The 15,260-nt window shown below is 68.8% G+C and carries 17 protein-coding genes; 8 read left to right on the plus strand and 9 right to left on the minus strand.

The annotated features are described in order from the left end of the window. Window positions 1-394: 394 nt before the first annotated feature. Window positions 395-895, minus strand: coding sequence for a very short patch repair endonuclease (locus AB0K12_RS33135; RefSeq protein ID WP_364570095.1), 501 nt, complete (start codon window positions 893-895; stop codon window positions 395-397). 94 nt (window positions 896-989) lie between these two features. On the opposite strand from AB0K12_RS33135, the gene AB0K12_RS33140 reads away from it, so the two are divergent. Continuing rightward, on the plus strand, window positions 990-2,264 hold the full coding sequence (locus AB0K12_RS33140) for a DNA cytosine methyltransferase (protein ID WP_364570098.1): 1,275 nt from the start codon (window positions 990-992) through the stop codon (window positions 2,262-2,264). 152 nt (window positions 2,265-2,416) lie between these two features. On the opposite strand, the gene AB0K12_RS33145 is transcribed toward AB0K12_RS33140, so the two are convergent. Together AB0K12_RS33145 and AB0K12_RS33150 are read right to left on the minus strand one after the other, a co-directional pair. Further along, window positions 2,417-2,668, minus strand: a complete 252-nt coding sequence (locus tag AB0K12_RS33145) for a GntR family transcriptional regulator (protein WP_364570101.1) — start codon at window positions 2,666-2,668, stop codon at window positions 2,417-2,419. A gap of 857 nt (window positions 2,669-3,525) precedes the next feature. After that, window positions 3,526-3,777: a GntR family transcriptional regulator gene (locus AB0K12_RS33150; RefSeq protein WP_364570104.1), complete on the minus strand. Its 252-nt coding sequence runs from the start codon at window positions 3,775-3,777 to the stop codon at window positions 3,526-3,528. A gap of 166 nt (window positions 3,778-3,943) precedes the next feature. On the opposite strand from AB0K12_RS33150, the gene AB0K12_RS33155 reads away from it, so the two are divergent. The 3 genes from AB0K12_RS33155 (at window position 3,944) to AB0K12_RS33165 (ending at window position 5,441) form a co-directional block, all read left to right on the plus strand. Next, window positions 3,944-4,126 (plus strand): hypothetical protein, encoded by a 183-nt coding sequence (locus AB0K12_RS33155; protein ID WP_364570107.1) that lies wholly within the window; start codon window positions 3,944-3,946, stop codon window positions 4,124-4,126. Window positions 4,127-4,254: 128 nt separating this feature from the next. Further along, the gene (locus AB0K12_RS33160; protein WP_364570110.1) at window positions 4,255-4,401 is read left to right on the plus strand and encodes a hypothetical protein; all 147 of its coding nucleotides are present in this window, start codon (window positions 4,255-4,257) and stop codon (window positions 4,399-4,401) included. Window positions 4,402-4,574: 173 nt separating this feature from the next. After that, window positions 4,575-5,441, plus strand: coding sequence for a hypothetical protein (locus AB0K12_RS33165; RefSeq protein ID WP_364570112.1), 867 nt, complete (start codon window positions 4,575-4,577; stop codon window positions 5,439-5,441). Window positions 5,442-5,726: 285 nt separating this feature from the next. Here AB0K12_RS33165 and AB0K12_RS33170 read toward each other — a convergent pair whose 3' ends face one another. Together AB0K12_RS33170 and AB0K12_RS33175 are read right to left on the minus strand one after the other, a co-directional pair. Next, window positions 5,727-6,290: a DUF6461 domain-containing protein gene (locus tag AB0K12_RS33170; protein ID WP_364570115.1), complete on the minus strand. Its 564-nt coding sequence runs from the start codon at window positions 6,288-6,290 to the stop codon at window positions 5,727-5,729. 33 nt (window positions 6,291-6,323) lie between these two features. Then, entirely contained in the window at window positions 6,324-7,076 is a 753-nt protein-coding gene (locus AB0K12_RS33175; RefSeq protein WP_364570118.1) for a DUF429 domain-containing protein, read from the minus strand. Between the two features lie 25 nt (window positions 7,077-7,101). Between AB0K12_RS33175 and AB0K12_RS33180 the strand changes: the two genes are divergently transcribed. Both AB0K12_RS33180 and AB0K12_RS33185 read left to right on the plus strand, forming a co-directional pair. Beyond that, a complete protein-coding gene (locus AB0K12_RS33180; protein ID WP_364570121.1) occupies window positions 7,102-7,701 on the plus strand; it encodes a disulfide bond formation protein DsbA in 600 nt (199 codons plus the stop codon). 152 nt (window positions 7,702-7,853) lie between these two features. After that, window positions 7,854-8,387 (plus strand): hypothetical protein, encoded by a 534-nt coding sequence (locus tag AB0K12_RS33185; RefSeq protein ID WP_364570124.1) that lies wholly within the window; start codon window positions 7,854-7,856, stop codon window positions 8,385-8,387. 72 nt (window positions 8,388-8,459) lie between these two features. Here the strand turns inward: AB0K12_RS33185 and AB0K12_RS33190 are convergent, their stop codons facing one another. From AB0K12_RS33190 to AB0K12_RS33205, 4 genes are read right to left on the minus strand one after another with little or no spacing between them, the layout of a single operon-like run. After that, window positions 8,460-8,918 carry a nuclear transport factor 2 family protein gene (locus AB0K12_RS33190; protein ID WP_364570126.1) on the minus strand — a complete coding sequence of 153 codons (459 nt, stop codon included), beginning with the start codon at window positions 8,916-8,918 and terminating at the stop codon, window positions 8,460-8,462. Window positions 8,919-8,974: 56 nt separating this feature from the next. Beyond that, window positions 8,975-11,221 (minus strand): xanthine dehydrogenase family protein molybdopterin-binding subunit, encoded by a 2,247-nt coding sequence (locus AB0K12_RS33195; protein ID WP_364570129.1) that lies wholly within the window; start codon window positions 11,219-11,221, stop codon window positions 8,975-8,977. Then, on the minus strand, window positions 11,218-12,207 hold the full coding sequence (locus AB0K12_RS33200; protein ID WP_364570132.1) for a xanthine dehydrogenase family protein subunit M: 990 nt from the start codon (window positions 12,205-12,207) through the stop codon (window positions 11,218-11,220). The genes AB0K12_RS33195 and AB0K12_RS33200 overlap by 4 nt, the downstream gene beginning before the upstream one ends. Beyond that, window positions 12,204-12,683, minus strand: coding sequence for a 2Fe-2S iron-sulfur cluster-binding protein (locus AB0K12_RS33205; protein WP_364570278.1), 480 nt, complete (start codon window positions 12,681-12,683; stop codon window positions 12,204-12,206). Before AB0K12_RS33205 ends, AB0K12_RS33200 begins: the two co-directional genes overlap by 4 nt. A 120-nt stretch (window positions 12,684-12,803) precedes the next feature. Between AB0K12_RS33205 and AB0K12_RS33210 the strand changes: the two genes are divergently transcribed. Both AB0K12_RS33210 and AB0K12_RS33215 read left to right on the plus strand, forming a co-directional pair. Then, entirely contained in the window at window positions 12,804-13,514 is a 711-nt protein-coding gene (locus tag AB0K12_RS33210; RefSeq protein WP_364570135.1) for a TetR family transcriptional regulator, read from the plus strand. A gap of 93 nt (window positions 13,515-13,607) precedes the next feature. Continuing rightward, complete coding sequence (locus AB0K12_RS33215; protein WP_364570137.1) at window positions 13,608-15,218, plus strand: cellulase family glycosylhydrolase; 1,611 nt, start codon at window positions 13,608-13,610, stop codon at window positions 15,216-15,218. Window positions 15,219-15,260 lie beyond the last annotated feature (42 nt).

Raw genomic sequence — 15,260 nt, forward strand, 5'->3', positions numbered from 1 at the left:
CAGGACCTGCTTTATGCCACCCATACAGCAATTGTGAAGCGTCGAATTTGGCGAGGGACCATGAGATACGTTTACGAGGGTTCGGCTCCTCGCAGCGGCAGGCTGCGATGAGCACCCCTCCTATCTTGGACCTGCTCACTACAACAGCAGCAAGCATAGGTGGAGCGGCTGCACTGATCTTGGTTGCCATCGTGTACGCATTTAGGCACCCTGACAAGATCGGTGAGTGGCTCCCGAAGATAGTCACCGCTTGGTACAGAGGTCGCACCGAGGCCGAGAGGGCCAGGCGCGCGTACAGGAGGGTGCGAAACTCAGGCGCCGGGAAGAAACGACTGCCTTAAATAAGCAGCGTCGCGCCCTGTCGCGCCCAGCACCTGGGCTTGCAGTGACTCGTTCACAGCGTGGATGAACTACTATCGCACGAGCGTTCGGAACTTCGATCAACTGCGGCAACGACCGCCTCAACTGCGGAGGATAGCGGCTCGTGCTCCCACAGGCGCAGGACAGTCCAGCCTGCGGCGTCGAGCGCTGCGTTGACTCTGTGGTCACGCTCGATGTTCCGGCGCAACTTCGGCGTCCAGTACCACTCGTTGGTCGTCGGCTCGCGGCCGTGCTGCGGACAGACGTGCCAGAAGCACCCGTCCACGAAGACTGTTACCTTGCGGGCCGTGAAGACGATGTCTGGACGCACTTTGACTTCGCCGAGATCAAGACGGAAGTCCTTGCGGTATCGGTAGCCGAGCCGGTGCAGTGCGCTGCGCAACGCGACCTCGGGCTTCGTGTTGGCCCTCCTGTTGGCGCGCATGTTCCGCGAGCGTCCTTCGTTGAGCGGGGCGGGGTAGACGCCTCGCTCGTGGGCCTGTCTTCTGGCCTCGTCCCTCTTGGTCTCAGACACTTCCGCACCGATAATCACGTCGTTCCGGGCCTTCTCCGCGAAGATACATGTGGTGACGCACCCGCGTGCCACCAAGCAAGTGAAAGGGGCCTTCGTGGCTGAACCGCTTCGTGTCATCGAGATCTGCGCCGGCGCGGGTGGGCAGGCACTCGGGCTTGAGAAGGCTGGGTTCGAGCACGAACTGGCCGTGGAGCTGGACGAGAACGCCGTGAACACCCTGCGGCACAACCGGCCACATTGGAAGGTGGTCAAGGGTGATGTCGCGGATCCGGCTGTTTGGGATCCAGAGGACTACGCCCCTGGACCTGGACGAGCGCCTATCGATCTCCTGGCCGGCGGAGTTCCCTGTCCTCCGTTCACGATTGCTGGCAAGCAACTGGGCGCAACCGATGAGCGGGACCTTTTCGCTTGGGCGGTCGAGCAGGTCAAGATCGTTCAGCCACGCGCGCTGCTGTTGGAGAACGTCCGAGGGCTCAGCATGCCCCGCTTCGCCGGCTACCGCCAGCACGTGCTCGACAAGCTGGCTGACTTCGGCTATGCGGCTGAGTGGCGTCTCCTCCACGCGTCCGACTTCGGAGTGCCCCAGCTTCGGCCCAGGTTCGTGCTCGTAGCGATGAAGCCTGAAGATTTCGTGCACTTTCACTGGCCGGCTCCGACGGGAGAAGCGCCTACCGTTGGTGAGGCTCTCCTACCGCTGATTTCGGCCAACGGGTGGCGCGGAGCGGAGGAGTGGGCCAAGAAGGCCAACGACATCGCGCCCACCATCGTGGGCGGTTCCAAGAAGCATGGCGGTGCCGATCTTGGGCCGACCCGCGCCAAACGGGCCTGGGCAGAACTTGGCGTGGACGCCCTTGGGGTGGCTAATGACGTTCCCGGGCCAGACGATGTCTTCCCGGTCGGACCCAAGCTGACCTGTGAGATGGTCGCCCGCATCCAGGGCTGGGATGGGGAAGAGTTCAAGTGGACTTTCACCGGCAAGAAGACGTCTAGCTACCGCCAGATCGGGAACGCCTTCCCACCGCCTGTGGCCAAGGCTCTCGGCGTTGCAATCGTCGCAGCCCTCAACCGCACTGCTGCTCGTCGTGAGTTTGACCCCGTCATTGAGCATGACCCAATCTACCGGGCTCTTCGTGAGACGGGCGACTTCATGACAGCAGCTCAGATTGCCCGGAAGGCCAAGGAGGACCTTTCCGACCCGGAGATCGACCGCCGCATCAGTCTTCTGAGCCGTGACTTCGAGATCATCAAGGAGACACGTCAGAGCGGGCTCGCGTACAAGCTAGGCGCCTTCCGTGCCTTCACGGGCCAAGCTGATCACAAGCGGCATGAGTACTTCCGCGATCGCGAGACCCTCTCCAAGATCAGCTAACGGTTCTTGCTTCGTCGGCCAGCGAGATTAGCCCTCTGGGCTGTCCGCGGTACTGGCGCTGTGCCCGGCCGTCCATCGCCGGCAGGGCACAGCTGCCCGACCAGCCTCCGCTCGTGACCATCGGTATTACGAGCCGAGTTCAATGTGCACGATCAGTCGGCCCAGGAGCTGGGTTCTGAGACGAAGCTGCCCATGCCGCGGACAGTGAAGATCAGGCCTCGTTCTCTGAGGATCACCGTCGCCTTTCGCGCGGTTTCGCGGGCCACGCCGAACTCCTGCACGAGCCGCACTTCATAGATGGGGTGCTTGGGTGGGTACTCTCCGGCCCGTATGCGCTTCTCCAGCTCGGCCGCTATCTGCGCTGACTTGGGGCTTGTGGGATCGAATTGCCACTCTTCCGCCATGCCAATCACTGTAGGGAGCCCCTCACGTCCCCCTACATGACCGTCTGTCCGCCGACAAGGGTAGACATCTATAGGGAAGCTTCGTAGCCTGGTCTCGGCTCACTAGTCAGGTTCGTTCAGAACCCCGTCCTCGGCTGCGTAGGCGTAACCCCGCTGCCTGCCAGGACGTGTCGATCGCTCTCAAAACGGAGGTCCAGGCCTATGGGTCACACGGTCACAGACGTACGGTTCACGCCCCTTCTCGCGGCCGAGGTGCGGGAGGTGCTGGAGAGGCACGGGTATCGGCTGCCGAGCGAGAGCGATCAAGTGCAGGGACTCGTCATGGCGCGAGTGGGGGTCGCGCTGCGGAATCTCGTCGAGGTCTTTGAGGGGCGGGTCTTTTGAGCGTTCCCGACTATCACGGGGCTCATGTCGGGCCACTGCTTCCCGAACCGGTCGAGCTCTCCTGGTACGAGCCGGTGTCTCGGGCGGCGGTTGTCCGGGTTGTCGCGCACACCTGTGGGTGTCAGGTCATCGCGTACGAGCTGTGCACCGCAGGTGGGCAGGGGTTCGTGCGGCGGGCTGATCAGGAGCAAGGAGCCGTGCATGAGACGGCCTGGACGTTGATGGCTGTTGCGCGGCGGACCTTCGAGATGATCCTCAGCGGTCAGGCCGTGTGACGAGGGTGGCGGGCGGTGGTCGTGCCGGTTGGCCAGCCCATCGCCTCCACCGACCACCCGAGTTCACCCCAGCGCCGGGGCTGTCCCCCTGTCGCCCGGGAAAGCGAGATTGTTTGGGGAGGCGGGGTTCTGGTACGCGGACGCGGCGCGGTAGGTCACGCCTGGTGCCGCATCCCAGCTGCGTATGGCTGACTCGCGTCAGTTCTTCGGCCAGCGGTCCTTAGGGGCGACGAAGGTGCCGCGGCCCTGGATGGTGACCACCCAGCCCTCCTCACGTAGGACTTCCATGGCGCGACGTACCGAGCCCCGGGCGATGCCGTGCTCCTGCTGGAGGGAGCTTTCCGAGGGTACGAGCTGACGCTCCTCCAGGTCGCCGGCCTTAATGCGGTCCCTGATGATGCGGGCCAGTTGCTCGTAGATCGGGGTGGGGTCGAGCTGGTCAATGGTCACATCAACACGTTAAGGACGTATGGCTAGGGGCCTACGTCGGGTACGGGCTATACGTACTAGACGAGCTGTACGTGTTGTGCGTACGCTGCTGGAAAGCCAAAGCGGGCCTGTCTCAACGGGGCAAGCGTCGAGACAGGCCCTTGATCGGACGTAGGAGGTCCGACCCATGGGAAACACAATCACAGACGTGCGGTTCACGCCCCTTCTCGCCGCCGAGGTGCGGGAGGTGTTGGAGAGGCACGGGTATCGGCTACCGCGGGAGAGCGATCAGGTCCAGAGGATCGTCATGGCGAGGGTGGGGGCTGCGCTGCGGAATCTCGTCGAGGTCTTTGAGGGGCGGGTCTTTTGAGCGTTCCCGACTATCACGGGGCTCATGTCGGGCCACTGCTTCCCGAACCGGTCGAGCTCTCCTGGTACGAGCCGGTGTCTCGGGCGGCGGTTGTCCGGGTTGTCGCGCACACCTGTGGGTGTCAGGTCATGGCGTACGAGCTGTGCACCGCAGGTGGGCAGGGGTTCGTGCAGCGGGCTGATCAGGAGCAAGGGACCGTGCATGAGACGGCCTGGACGTTGATGGCTGTTGCTCGGCGGACCTTCGAGATGATTCTGGGCGGTCAGGCCGTGTGAGCGGTGGTGGGCGATGGTGTCGATCGTTCCGGCCCATCGCCCCAAGAACGCTCGCGTCCGGTCCCGTCTCCCCCGCGCCTCGACAGGCCGGCCCGGTATGCCTGATCGATTGGGTTTCGAACCCGATTCATCGCCCCTTCCGTACGCGCTCCTGAGGTCAAGGAGTGTGGGGCATGAAGTGGAAGCTGGGTTCGGTCATCGCGGCCCTCGTGGCGTTGGTCGGTGGGTCGGCGTACGCGGTTCACACCGTCGCCGCCGAGGGGCCGGTGCCGGCCATGCCGCTCATCTACGACTCCTATCCCGAAGGGGCCCACGCCCAAGTGTCGGTGGACGGGGTGCGGCGGGATCGGGAGCCGAAGGTCATCGCTGCCCCGCCGGGTGGGCAGGTGACGCTTACCGCGTTGCTCGGGAGCCGCAGGCTTGAGGAGACCGTGTCGGTGGCGCGGTTCCGGGTCGAGTGCTGGGTCCGGAGCCATGTGTCTTTCACGGCCTATCAGCGGGTGACGCTTCCGGCCTATCTGGATCCGACCGTTCCGCCGGAGACGGTGCCTGTGACCGGGACGATGGATGTTCCTCCCTGCCAGCGGGTCACCAACGGGGTGCATGGCCAGTACAGCGGGAAGATCTGCATCGTCGTGGGGGCCCGGGAAGGGGACGATCTCGGGGCCTCCTGCCGAGAGTTCCTGGTGGTCAAGGGAGCTCTCCCGGGGCCTGAGCTGCCGGGGCTGGAGGCGGCGGGCGTTGTGCCCTTGTGGCGGGCCGTGGCCGAGGCGGAGCTGAAGTCGGTCGAAGAGAGGGGCGCCTACACGGTGATCCAAGGGCTGGAGGGGAAGTACTTCTTTCCGACGCGGGAGCAGGCGGAGAACTTCGCGAAGCTGGCCCAGGAGCGGGGGTGGGGGACGTACGTCGTCACGCAGGCCGAGATCGATGCGCGGCATCTCGCCAAGGCTGAGGCGATCGCGGCGGCTGGGGAAGGGTCCGCATACTTCTTGCGTAATGGGCTGGTGAAGCTGGTCAGGCTGGTGAGGATCTTCAAATGACGGTGCGGGCGAGGGTGGGGGTGCGGGTTCCGGGGCTAAGGCAACCCATGCCGCTGCCGACACGGTCGCTCATGGCGCGAATCGGGACGGATGACGCTGGGCGGCCGGTCCTGCTGGGGGTTGAGGTGGATGTCGCCGGGGCTGTCTCCTTGGCGCCTGGGGACGGCGAGGTCGTGGGTGAGGCGGAGTTCTGGTACGAGGACGCGGGGCGATATGTCACGCCGGGTGCTGAATTTCAGCTTTGGTACGGCGGGGAGGTGGGGAGTATTCGGGTCTTGGAGGTGGTCACCAGGCGATGATTTCCCACTCCACGTTGGGAACCATGCCGTACAGGCGCGGCGTCTCCGTCAATAACTCCGGGGTCGGCTTGATGCCCGTCAGATGTTCGGTCAGGAGCCACATCGGGCCCTTGTGAGGGTCGGCGCGGGGGTAGCGGGCCTCGATGTCCTCCATGAACGCCGCCAGCTCCGCGGGCACGGGCTCCATGTAGCCCTCCTGCGCGATGAAGCAGAAACGCAGCTCGCCGTCGTCCAACCAGTAGAAGTAGTCGAGGGCCTTGATGTCGAGGCAGGAGTGGGAGACGAGGCGGGTGCCTGCGGACAGCCGCCCCATGACGCTTCCTGAGATGCCGAGCAGCGAGCTCCACTCGACGATCATGGTCCAGTCGCCCATCGATGCGATGCCCACGTGGGCTTCGCTCTCCGTCGAATAGTCCCGCTGTGGCTCGGGCGTGAAGGTCTTGGGGCGGCCGCCGAGCCGGGTCACCACCTCTTCGAACGGCAAGTCGCGGACGTAGGTGACGCAGCCGCCGATCTCGGCGAGCTCGGCGTGGATGGGGTCGGTGGGCATGCCCAGATCTTGGCGGGCGGCACCGACAAAATCTCAGGGGGCGAGGTCGGTGAGTGGGGTGGTGGGGAGGGCTATCCAGCCTTCCGTGGCTGCCGTGGCCGACTCCTCCGGCGACGGGGAGGTGGTCTTGCCGAGGGCGGCGGCGCGGGCGGTCAGGGCGCAGATGACGGCGTCCAGGGCGTCGTCGGACTTTCGGCAGAGTGGCTCGAACGAGGCCAGGTCGAGCCAGGGAGCCGAGGATTTCAGGTGGTCTACGAGGGCGTTCAACGACGACAGGTTGCGGGTGCGTTTGTAGCCCTCGTGCAGGAAGCCCCACAGCTTCAGGGAGGCCGCCGGGTAGACCTCCGCCACCGCGCCGGTGCCCCTGCGGTCCACCGGGTGACCGCGGGTGGCCAAACTAGCGAGGAGGGCGGCGCAGCGCATTGTCGTGTGGCCGATGCGGTCGGCCGAAGGGCTCAGGGGGCGGAGGCCGGTTCGAGCCTGCACGACGTGGTCGGTGAGGCGATGGGTGAGGGCGCGGCGCCAGGTCATGCCGGGTACGCCGGGCGGCACCGTGACGTTTCCCTCGCGATGTGCGGTGATGAAGTCGATGAACGGGGCAGGCCAGCCCAGGGGGCAGTCGATGCCGGTCTTGTCCGCCGTCAGCATGGCTTCGAGGCAGGTCGTGTCGTCCGCGCCCAGGTCGAGGCGGGTGAGGTGGGCTCGGCCCGGTGACCAGCCCAGCCAGGCCACGGCGGTACGCGGGGGTTCGGCGGCCAGGTCCACGCCGACGGTCAGCACACTCATGAAGGTAACTCCGAGGATGGTGGTCATGATGATGGCGGACATGTGGTTCGACCCGTCCTGCCCGTACACGTGGTTGACCTCGCGGTGGCTCATCGAGGTCGGCAAGGTGCGGGCGGTCGAGGTGCTGTGGCATGTTATGAGCCTGTCGGTGCTCAACGAGGGTCGGGAGGACGATCCCGAAGGCGACCCCGAGGGGTACCTGTGGGTGCCGGCGCGCATCTGCGCGGCCGTCCGCAAGACGCACGGGCAGGAGGCGCTCGGCCGGTTCTACACAGCCCTGTGGACGACGGGCGGAGGTGACTGGCTCGGTGATCTGCAGACGGCGCTGGAAACGGCGGACCTGCCCCAAGACCTGGCCGAGGCGGGGATGGGGCACGACTACGACGACGAGTTGCGGGCCTCGACGGCCGAGGCGCTCGAACACGTCGGGGGCAATCAGGTCGGTACGCCGGTCGTGGCCGTGACCGGCCGGGCCGCGTTCTTCGGGCCCGTCATCTCCCGGGTGCCGACGGGTGAGGACGCGGGGCGGCTCTGGGACGGCGTGCTGCTGGTCGCGGGCACTCCTGGCTTCCACGAGCTCAAGGGCGGCCCGCCCAGCCAGCCACAGCCCTACGAAACTCGCTAGCCAGAGCCTCGACCAGCGAAACTCGCCCGCCAGAGCCCTGCGAAACCCGCCCGCCAGAGCCTTACGGAAAGTGATGGGTTCGGTCGATCCTGTGATTTCGGGCCGGTGCCGGGGCTATGTTGTGGTCACCCCAGCCGAAGGAACAGAGTTTCATGAACGAGCTGCACGTGATCACCACCGAATGGGTCGACGCCCCCGCGTACATCGGCTACCGCGACTACGTCGCCGGCACCTACAACTCCTACCGTTGCTCCTGCGCCGTCCCGCTGGCCGACCGCGAGGCGGCGACGCTGCACGCGGCCGAGTGGGGGCGCTGCGTGACCTGCCTGGGGTCGGGCCTGATCTCGATCGCCCCCTTCCACAGCGACGGCTGCCACAACTGCGACGGCTCGGGGCAGAGCCGGCAGGGCGCGGTGGTGGTGCGGGCCCGGGTGACGGAGGACTTCGTCAAGGAGGTGGCGGACCTGCTGCCGGCGGAGTTCAAGCTGCAGGACGTGGTGACGGTGCTGCAGCAGCACATGCCGCCGGAATGCGGCTCGATGGAGACGGTGTTCTCGGTGGCGGCGGGCCTCATCCGGTATCTGGAGGTGCAGGGGCTGGTCGTGCTGGGCACGGCGCCGGACTTCGTGCCGGGTGAGGGCGTCGAGCAGCGGTACGGCGACCCGATGTGGATCCGCACACCCTGATCGCCGGAGCCCCTGACAGAAGCGGCCCAACTCAAGCGAACCGGCCCAAGCCCGCGACCGAGCGCCCGAGCGCTAGAAGATCGGCAGCACGTCCACGCCGCGCTCGTCCTCGCCCCTGACCCCGAAGATGCGCCGCTCGGAATCCGAGATGGGCACGTCGTTGATGCTGGCCTCCCTGCGCCGCATCAGCCCCGACTCGTCGAACTCCCACTGCTCGTTCCCGTAGCTACGCCACCACTGTCCGGACGAATCCCGCGACTCGTACTGGAACCGCACCGCGATCCGGTTCCCGAGCACTCCCCACAGCTCCTTGCGCAGCGCGTATTCCAGCTCCCTGTCCCACTTGCGGCGCAGGAAGGCGACCACCTCGGCCCGCCCGGTCAGGAACTCGTCGCGGTTACGCCAGACGGTGTCCTCGGTGTAGGCCAGTGCCACCTTCTCCGGGTCGCGGGTGTTCCAGGCGTCCTCGGCGGCCTGCACCTTGATGCGGGCGGTCTCCTCGGTGAACGGCGGGAAGGGCGGGCGTGACATGGGAGCCTCCTCAGATCGCTGAGATCAGCTTAGGCACGCCCGACAGGGAAACCGGCTCACATCAGCTTGTCCAGGGTGATCGGCAGGTCGCGGACGCGGGTGCCGGTGGCGTGGCGTACGGCGTTGCCGACGGCAGCGGCGACCCCGGTGATGCCCACCTCACCGACCCCGACGATGCCGAGCGGCATGGTGGGGTCGGGGTCGCCGAGGTGGTGCACCTCGAGGCGCGGGACGTCGGCGTGCACCGGCACGTGGTACTCCGACAGGCTGGGGTTGACGATCCGCCCGTTGCGCGGGTCGATCAGGGTCTGCTCGGTCAGCGCGAGGCCGAGCCCCATGACGATGCCGCCGCGCATCTGGCTCTCGGCGGTCCTGGTGTTGACCACGGTGCCGATGTCGAAGACGCTGAGCCAGCGCGCGACGCGTACCTCCATGGTGTCGGGGTCGACGCGCACCTCGCAGAAGTGCGCGCCGGTGGCGGCCTTCACCCAGCGGCGGCGCTCGCGCAGCATCCCCACGACGAAGCCGAGCATGCCCTGCTTGATGGCGCCCTCGACGTGGTCGCGGCCGGCGGCGGTGAGGATGTCCGCGTACGTCTGCCCGCCCCCGGCGTGGTGCAGCCCGCCGTCGCGGGCCTGGAGGTCGGCGAGCCGGTGGCCGCGCAGCGGCGAGCCGGGGGCGCGGCGGGCCAGGGCGAGCACGGCCTGCTTCACCTTGGCGCAGGCGGCGACCACGGACGCGGCCACGCTCGCGGTCTGCCCGGAGCCTGCGGCCATGGGGGCGGCCGGGAGGTCGGAGTCGCCGTACTCGACGCGTACGGACTCCAGCGGCACCCCCAGCTCGTCGGCCGCGATCTGGGCCTGCGCGGTCGCCGCGCCCATGCCCATCTCCTGCATCCCGCAGCGCACGACCACGGTGCCGTCGGCGGCCAGCCGCACGGTGACGCTCGCGGGCCAGAGCATCGCGGGGTGGAAGGCGGTGGCGACGCCCATGCCGACCAGTAGCCGGCCGTCGCGCATGCCCTCGGTGCGCCGGTGCCAGCCGAACAGCTCGGCCCCCTTCGTGTACAGCTCACGCAGCCGCCGGTGGGAGAACTCCTGCCCGCCCACCGGGTCGCGCTCGGGCTCGTTGGCCAGCCGCAGCTCGATGGGGTCCATGCCGAGCCGCCAGGCCAGCTCGTCCATCGCCGACTCGATCGCGAACGTGCCGATGGCCTCGCCGGGCGCCCGCATGAACGTGGTGGCCAGCAGGTCGAGCTGGACGGATGATTCGCGCAGCAGGATGTTGGGGGCAGCGTAGAGGTGGCGGGAGGCCGCGGTGATCGGCTCGGCGTTGCCGCCGATCCTGCTGGTGTGCGACACGCTGGTGTGGATGAGCGCGGTCAGCCGTCCGTGGGCGTCGGCGCCCAGCGCGACCCGCTGGGTGCTGGGGGTGCGCCCGCCGACGGTCCGGTAGACGGCCTCGCGGGTGAGCGCGAGGCGTACGGGACGGCCGGTCGCGCGGGCGGCCAGCACGGCGAGCAGCGTGCCCGCCCACACCGAGCCCTTGCCGCCGAACCCGCCGCCCACGTACGGCGACAGCACCCGCACGTTCCCCTCCGGCACCCCGAACCGCTTGGCCAGGTGCCTGCGCAGGAAGGCGATGCTCTGCGTGCTCTCGTGCACGGTCAGCTCGTCGCCGTTCCACACGGCGGTGGTGGCGTGCGGCTCGATCGCGTTGTGGTTCAGGGCGGGCGTGCTGAACGTCAGGTCCACCGAGACCGGCGCGGCGGCCAGCGCCGCCTCCGCGTCGCCCTTCTCGGCGCCGTGCTGCATGATCGGGTTGCCTTTGACGGGTACGGCGTTCGGCGCCTCGGCGGCGAAGTCCACCGCCGCGGGCAGCTCCTCGTACGCCGGCCGCACCAGCCTGGCCGCGTGCCTGGCGGTCTCCTGCGTCTCGGCCACCACGACGGCCACGGGCTGGCCGTTCCAGTGCACCTGGTCGGTGGCGAGGTAGTTGACCGAGGTGCCGGAGACCATCGAGCTGAGGTCGAGCGGGCCACCCTTGGCGGGCTTCATGGCGGGGGCGTTCTCGTGGGTGAGCACCTCGATCACGCCGGGCACCGCGCGGGCGGCGGCGGTGTCGATGGCGGTGATGCGGCCGCGCGCGATCGTGGAGTGCACGAGCGCGGCGTGGGCCAGCCCGGGGTAGGAGTGCTCGGCGGCGAAACGGGCCTCGCCGTGGGTCTTGGCGGCGCCGTCGATGCGGTCCACGGCCCGGCCGACGTAGGGGGTGCGGGTCTCGGGAGGAGCAAACGTGGTCATCGGGCGGTCCCTTCGGTGCTCAGCTCGCGCAGCGTGGCCACGATCGTGGCGCGGGCCAGGCCGGACTTGAACGCGTTGGCCGGGCGTACGGTGGCCGCCGCCAGCTCGGCGTCGGCGGCGCGGCCGAACGCGTCCTCGTCGGCGGGGCCTCCGGCCAGGAGGCGTTCGGCCTCCCTGGCCCGCCAGGGCTTGGTGCCGACGCCGCCGAGCGCCAGCCGGGCCTCGGCGATCACGCCGTCGCGGACGTCCAGCGCCGCCGCGACCGACACCAGGGCGAAGGCGTACGAGGCGCGGTCGCGGACCTTGCGGTAGCGGGAGGGGGCGGCGAGCGCGGGGATCTCGACCGCGGTGATCAGCTCGCCTGGGGTCAGGTCGGTCTCGACGTCGGGGGTGTCGCCGGGCAGGCGGTGGAACTCGGTCAGGGGGACGCGGCGGGTGCCGTCGAGGCCGCGTACCTCGATGACGGCGTCCAGCGCGGCGAGCGCCACGGCCATGTCGGACGGGTGCGTGGCGATGCAGTGCTCGCTGACGCCGAGGATCGCCGAGCCGCGGTTGAACCCGTCGAGCGCGTCGCAGCCGGTGCCGCGCTCGCGCTTGTTGCAGGCGGCGTCGGTGTCGTAGAAGTACGGGCACCGGGTGCGCTGGAGCAGGTTGCCGCCGACGGTGGCCATGTTGCGCAGCTGCGCCGAGGCCCCGGCGAGCAGAGCCTGCGACAGCACCGGGTAGCGGGCGCGGACCCGCCGGTCGGCGGCCAGCACGCTGTTGCGGACGAGCGCGCCGACGCGCAGGCCGCCGTCGGGGAGCTCCTCGATGGTGTCGAGCGGCAGGCCCGTGACGTCCACGACGATGTCGGGCCGCTCGATGCCCTCGCGCATGAGGTCGACCAGGTTGGTGCCGCCGCCGATGAAGCGGGCTCTCGGCTCGGTCGAGGCGGCCAGCACGGCGGCGTCGACGTCGGCGGGCTTGACGTACGCGAACAGCCTCATCGTCCGGCCTCCCCCGCGACGTCCATGATCGCGTCCACGATGCCGTTGTAGGCCCCGCAGCGGCACAGGTTGCCGCTCATCCGCTCCCTGACCTCGGGCTCCGACAGCCGCCGCACGGCCGCCTCGCCCGTGACCGCGCTGGGCTGCCCGGCCGCGTGCTCGGCCAGCATGCCGATCGCCGAGCAGATCTGGCCCGGCGTGCAGTAGCCGCACTGGAGGCCGTCGTGGCGGACGAACGCCTCCTGGAGCGGGTGGTCCACGCCCTCGATGGTGGTGATCTCGTGACCGTCGTACTGGACGGCCAGGGCCAGGCAGGAGTTGATCCGCATGCTGCCGTCCAGCACCGTGCACGCGCCGCAGGCCCCCTGGTCGCAGCCCTTCTTGGGGCCGGTCAGGCCGAGCCGGTCGCGCAGCGCGTCGAGCAGGCTCACCCACGGCTCGACGTCGAGGGCCACGACGTCGCCGTTCACCTTCATCCGTATCTCGGTCACTCGAGAGTCCTCCCATGGCGGATATGGGGGTGACGTTAACAGAACGTCGTTCACCTAACAAGAGACCGGCGTTCTGTTATCTTCGCGCGTTATGCTGCTGACGACATGACACGGGCGGCGTTTCGCCGGGCCAGGAGGCCCGAGCACAAGCAGCAGCGGCGCGAGGCGATCCTCGCCGCCGCGCGCGAGCTCGCCCGCACCTCGGGGGTGCGCAACGTCAGCCTCGGCGCGGTCGCCGACGCCGTCGGGCTGGCGAAGTCCAACATTGTCCGCTATTTCGGCACCCGCGAGGAGATCTACCTCGAACTGCTCGCCGAGGAGTGGCACTCCTGGGCCGACGCCGTGGCCGGCTGCCTGTGCGACGAGCCTCGGGGCGGAGCCGAGGGGCTGCATCGGGTGGTGGCCGTGCTGACCGGCACGCTGGTCGAGCGGCCGCTGTTCTGCGACCTGATGAGCCACTCGTCCAACAGCCTGGAGCACAACGTCTCCGTCTCGGCGGCCCGCACGTACAAGCGGACGGCGATCGGGGTCACCGCCGAGCTGGGCGCGCAGGTGGCCCCCGTCGCCGGGCTGACCGCGCGCGAGGGCGGCGAGCTGGTGGGGGCCGCCTGCGGGCTGGCCGGGATGCTCTACCCGGCCGCCAACCCGCCGCCCGCGCTCGTCCAGGTCTACGCCGAGGACCCCGAGCTGGCCGCCGCCTGCCCCCAGCTGGAGCCCACGCTCACCCGCGCGCTCACGGCGATCGCGCTGGGCCTGCCGGCGCTGCGCGACAAGCCGCCCGAGGTGAAAGTTTCACCCCGATCCAGGCATTCCTGACCGCCCCGCCCGCTCTTCCTGTACATCGGCGTGATTTGCGCGGACCATGTGTGCCCGCCGACCTAACCGGTTAACAGAGAAGGGCACCCCTCCATGAGCACACGACTCGGGGCCGCCGTGGCGGCGCTCCTGTCGCTCCTCCTCACGATGCTGATCCTCCCCGCCGCTCCGGCGCACGCCGCCGTCGGGCTCCGGGTCAGCGGCACCAGGATCGTCGAGGCCAACGGGAACGCGTTCGTCATGCGCGGCGTCAGCCACGCCCACACCTGGTACACGAGCCAGACGGGCGCCTTCGCGCACATCAAGGCGCTGCGCGCCAACACCGTACGGGTGGTGCTGAGCGGCGGCCGGTGGCCCGCCAACGGCGCCTCCGACGTCGCCAATATCGTCTCGCTGTGTCGGCAGAACCGGTTAATATGCGTGCTCGAAAACCACGACACCACCGGCTACGGCGAGCAGAGCGGCGCGTACACGCTGGACCAGGCCGTCGACTACTGGAACAGCGTCAAGAGCGCGCTCACCGGCACCGAGGACTTCATCGTCGTCAACATCGGCAACGAGCCGATCGGCAACAACAACCCCTCGTCCTGGACCTCCGCCACCATCGACGCCATCACCCGGATGCGCAGCCTGGGCTTCCAGCACCTGCTGATGGTGGACGCGCCCAACTGGGGCCAGGACTGGCAGTTCGTCATGCGGGACAACGCGCAGCGGGTGGCCGACGCCGACCCGCAGGACAACACGGTCTTCTCCGTCCACATGTACGGCGTCTATGACACCGCCGCCGAGATCACCGCATACCTGGACGCCTTCCGGACCGCCGGGCTGCCGCTGGTCATCGGCGAGTTCGGGCACAACCACAGCGACGGCAACCCCGACGAGGACACGATCATGGCGCAGGCCCAGGCGCGGGGCATCGGCTACATCGGCTGGTCGTGGAGCGGCAACGGCGGCGGGGTCGAGTATCTCGACATGGTGAACAACTTCGACCCGGCCGGCCTGACCTCCTGGGGGGAGCGCATCTTCAACGGCGCGAACGGCATCGGGCAGACCTCGCGCGAGGCGACGTACTTCGGCGGCGGCGGCACCGACACCACCGCCCCCACGACGCCCGGCACCCCATCCGCGTCCGGCGTCACCTCCAGCGGCGCGACCCTCACCTGGACCGCCTCCACCGACGCGGGCGGCTCCGGGCTGGCCGGTTATGACGTCTACCGGGAGCAGGGCAGCAACGACACCCTGCTCGGGCAGAGCGTCACCACCTCCATCACGCTCACCGGGCTGAGCCCCTCGACGCAGTACCAGGTGTACGTCCGCGCCCGCGACGGCGCGGGCAACCAGTCGGGCAACTCGCCGGCCGCCACCTTCACCACCACCTCGGGCGGCGGCGACGGCGGCTGCACGGCCGCCGGCACCGTCCAGACCCAATGGAGCGGCGGGTACGTGGTGCAGCCGGTCACCGTCACCAACGGCGGCACGTCCGGCATCACCGGCTGGACCGTCACCTTCACCCTGCCCGCCGGCCACACCCTGGCCGGCTCGTGGAACGCCTCGGTCTCGGTGAGCGGCCAGACCGTGACGGCCAGGAACGCCGCCTACAACGGCACCCTGAGCGCCGGCGGCTCCACCAGCTTCGGCTTCCAGGTCACCCGCCCCAGCGGCAACACCGCCACCGTCTCCGGCTACACCTGCACCGCCTCCTGACCGGTGAAAGGAGGGCCCCGCCCTTCCCAGGACGCAGGGAAG

Origin of the sequence: Nonomuraea sp. NPDC049419, from assembly GCF_040676995.1 — a bacterium.
Taxonomy (GTDB): Bacteria; Actinomycetota; Actinomycetes; order Streptosporangiales; family Streptosporangiaceae; genus Nonomuraea; species Nonomuraea salmonea.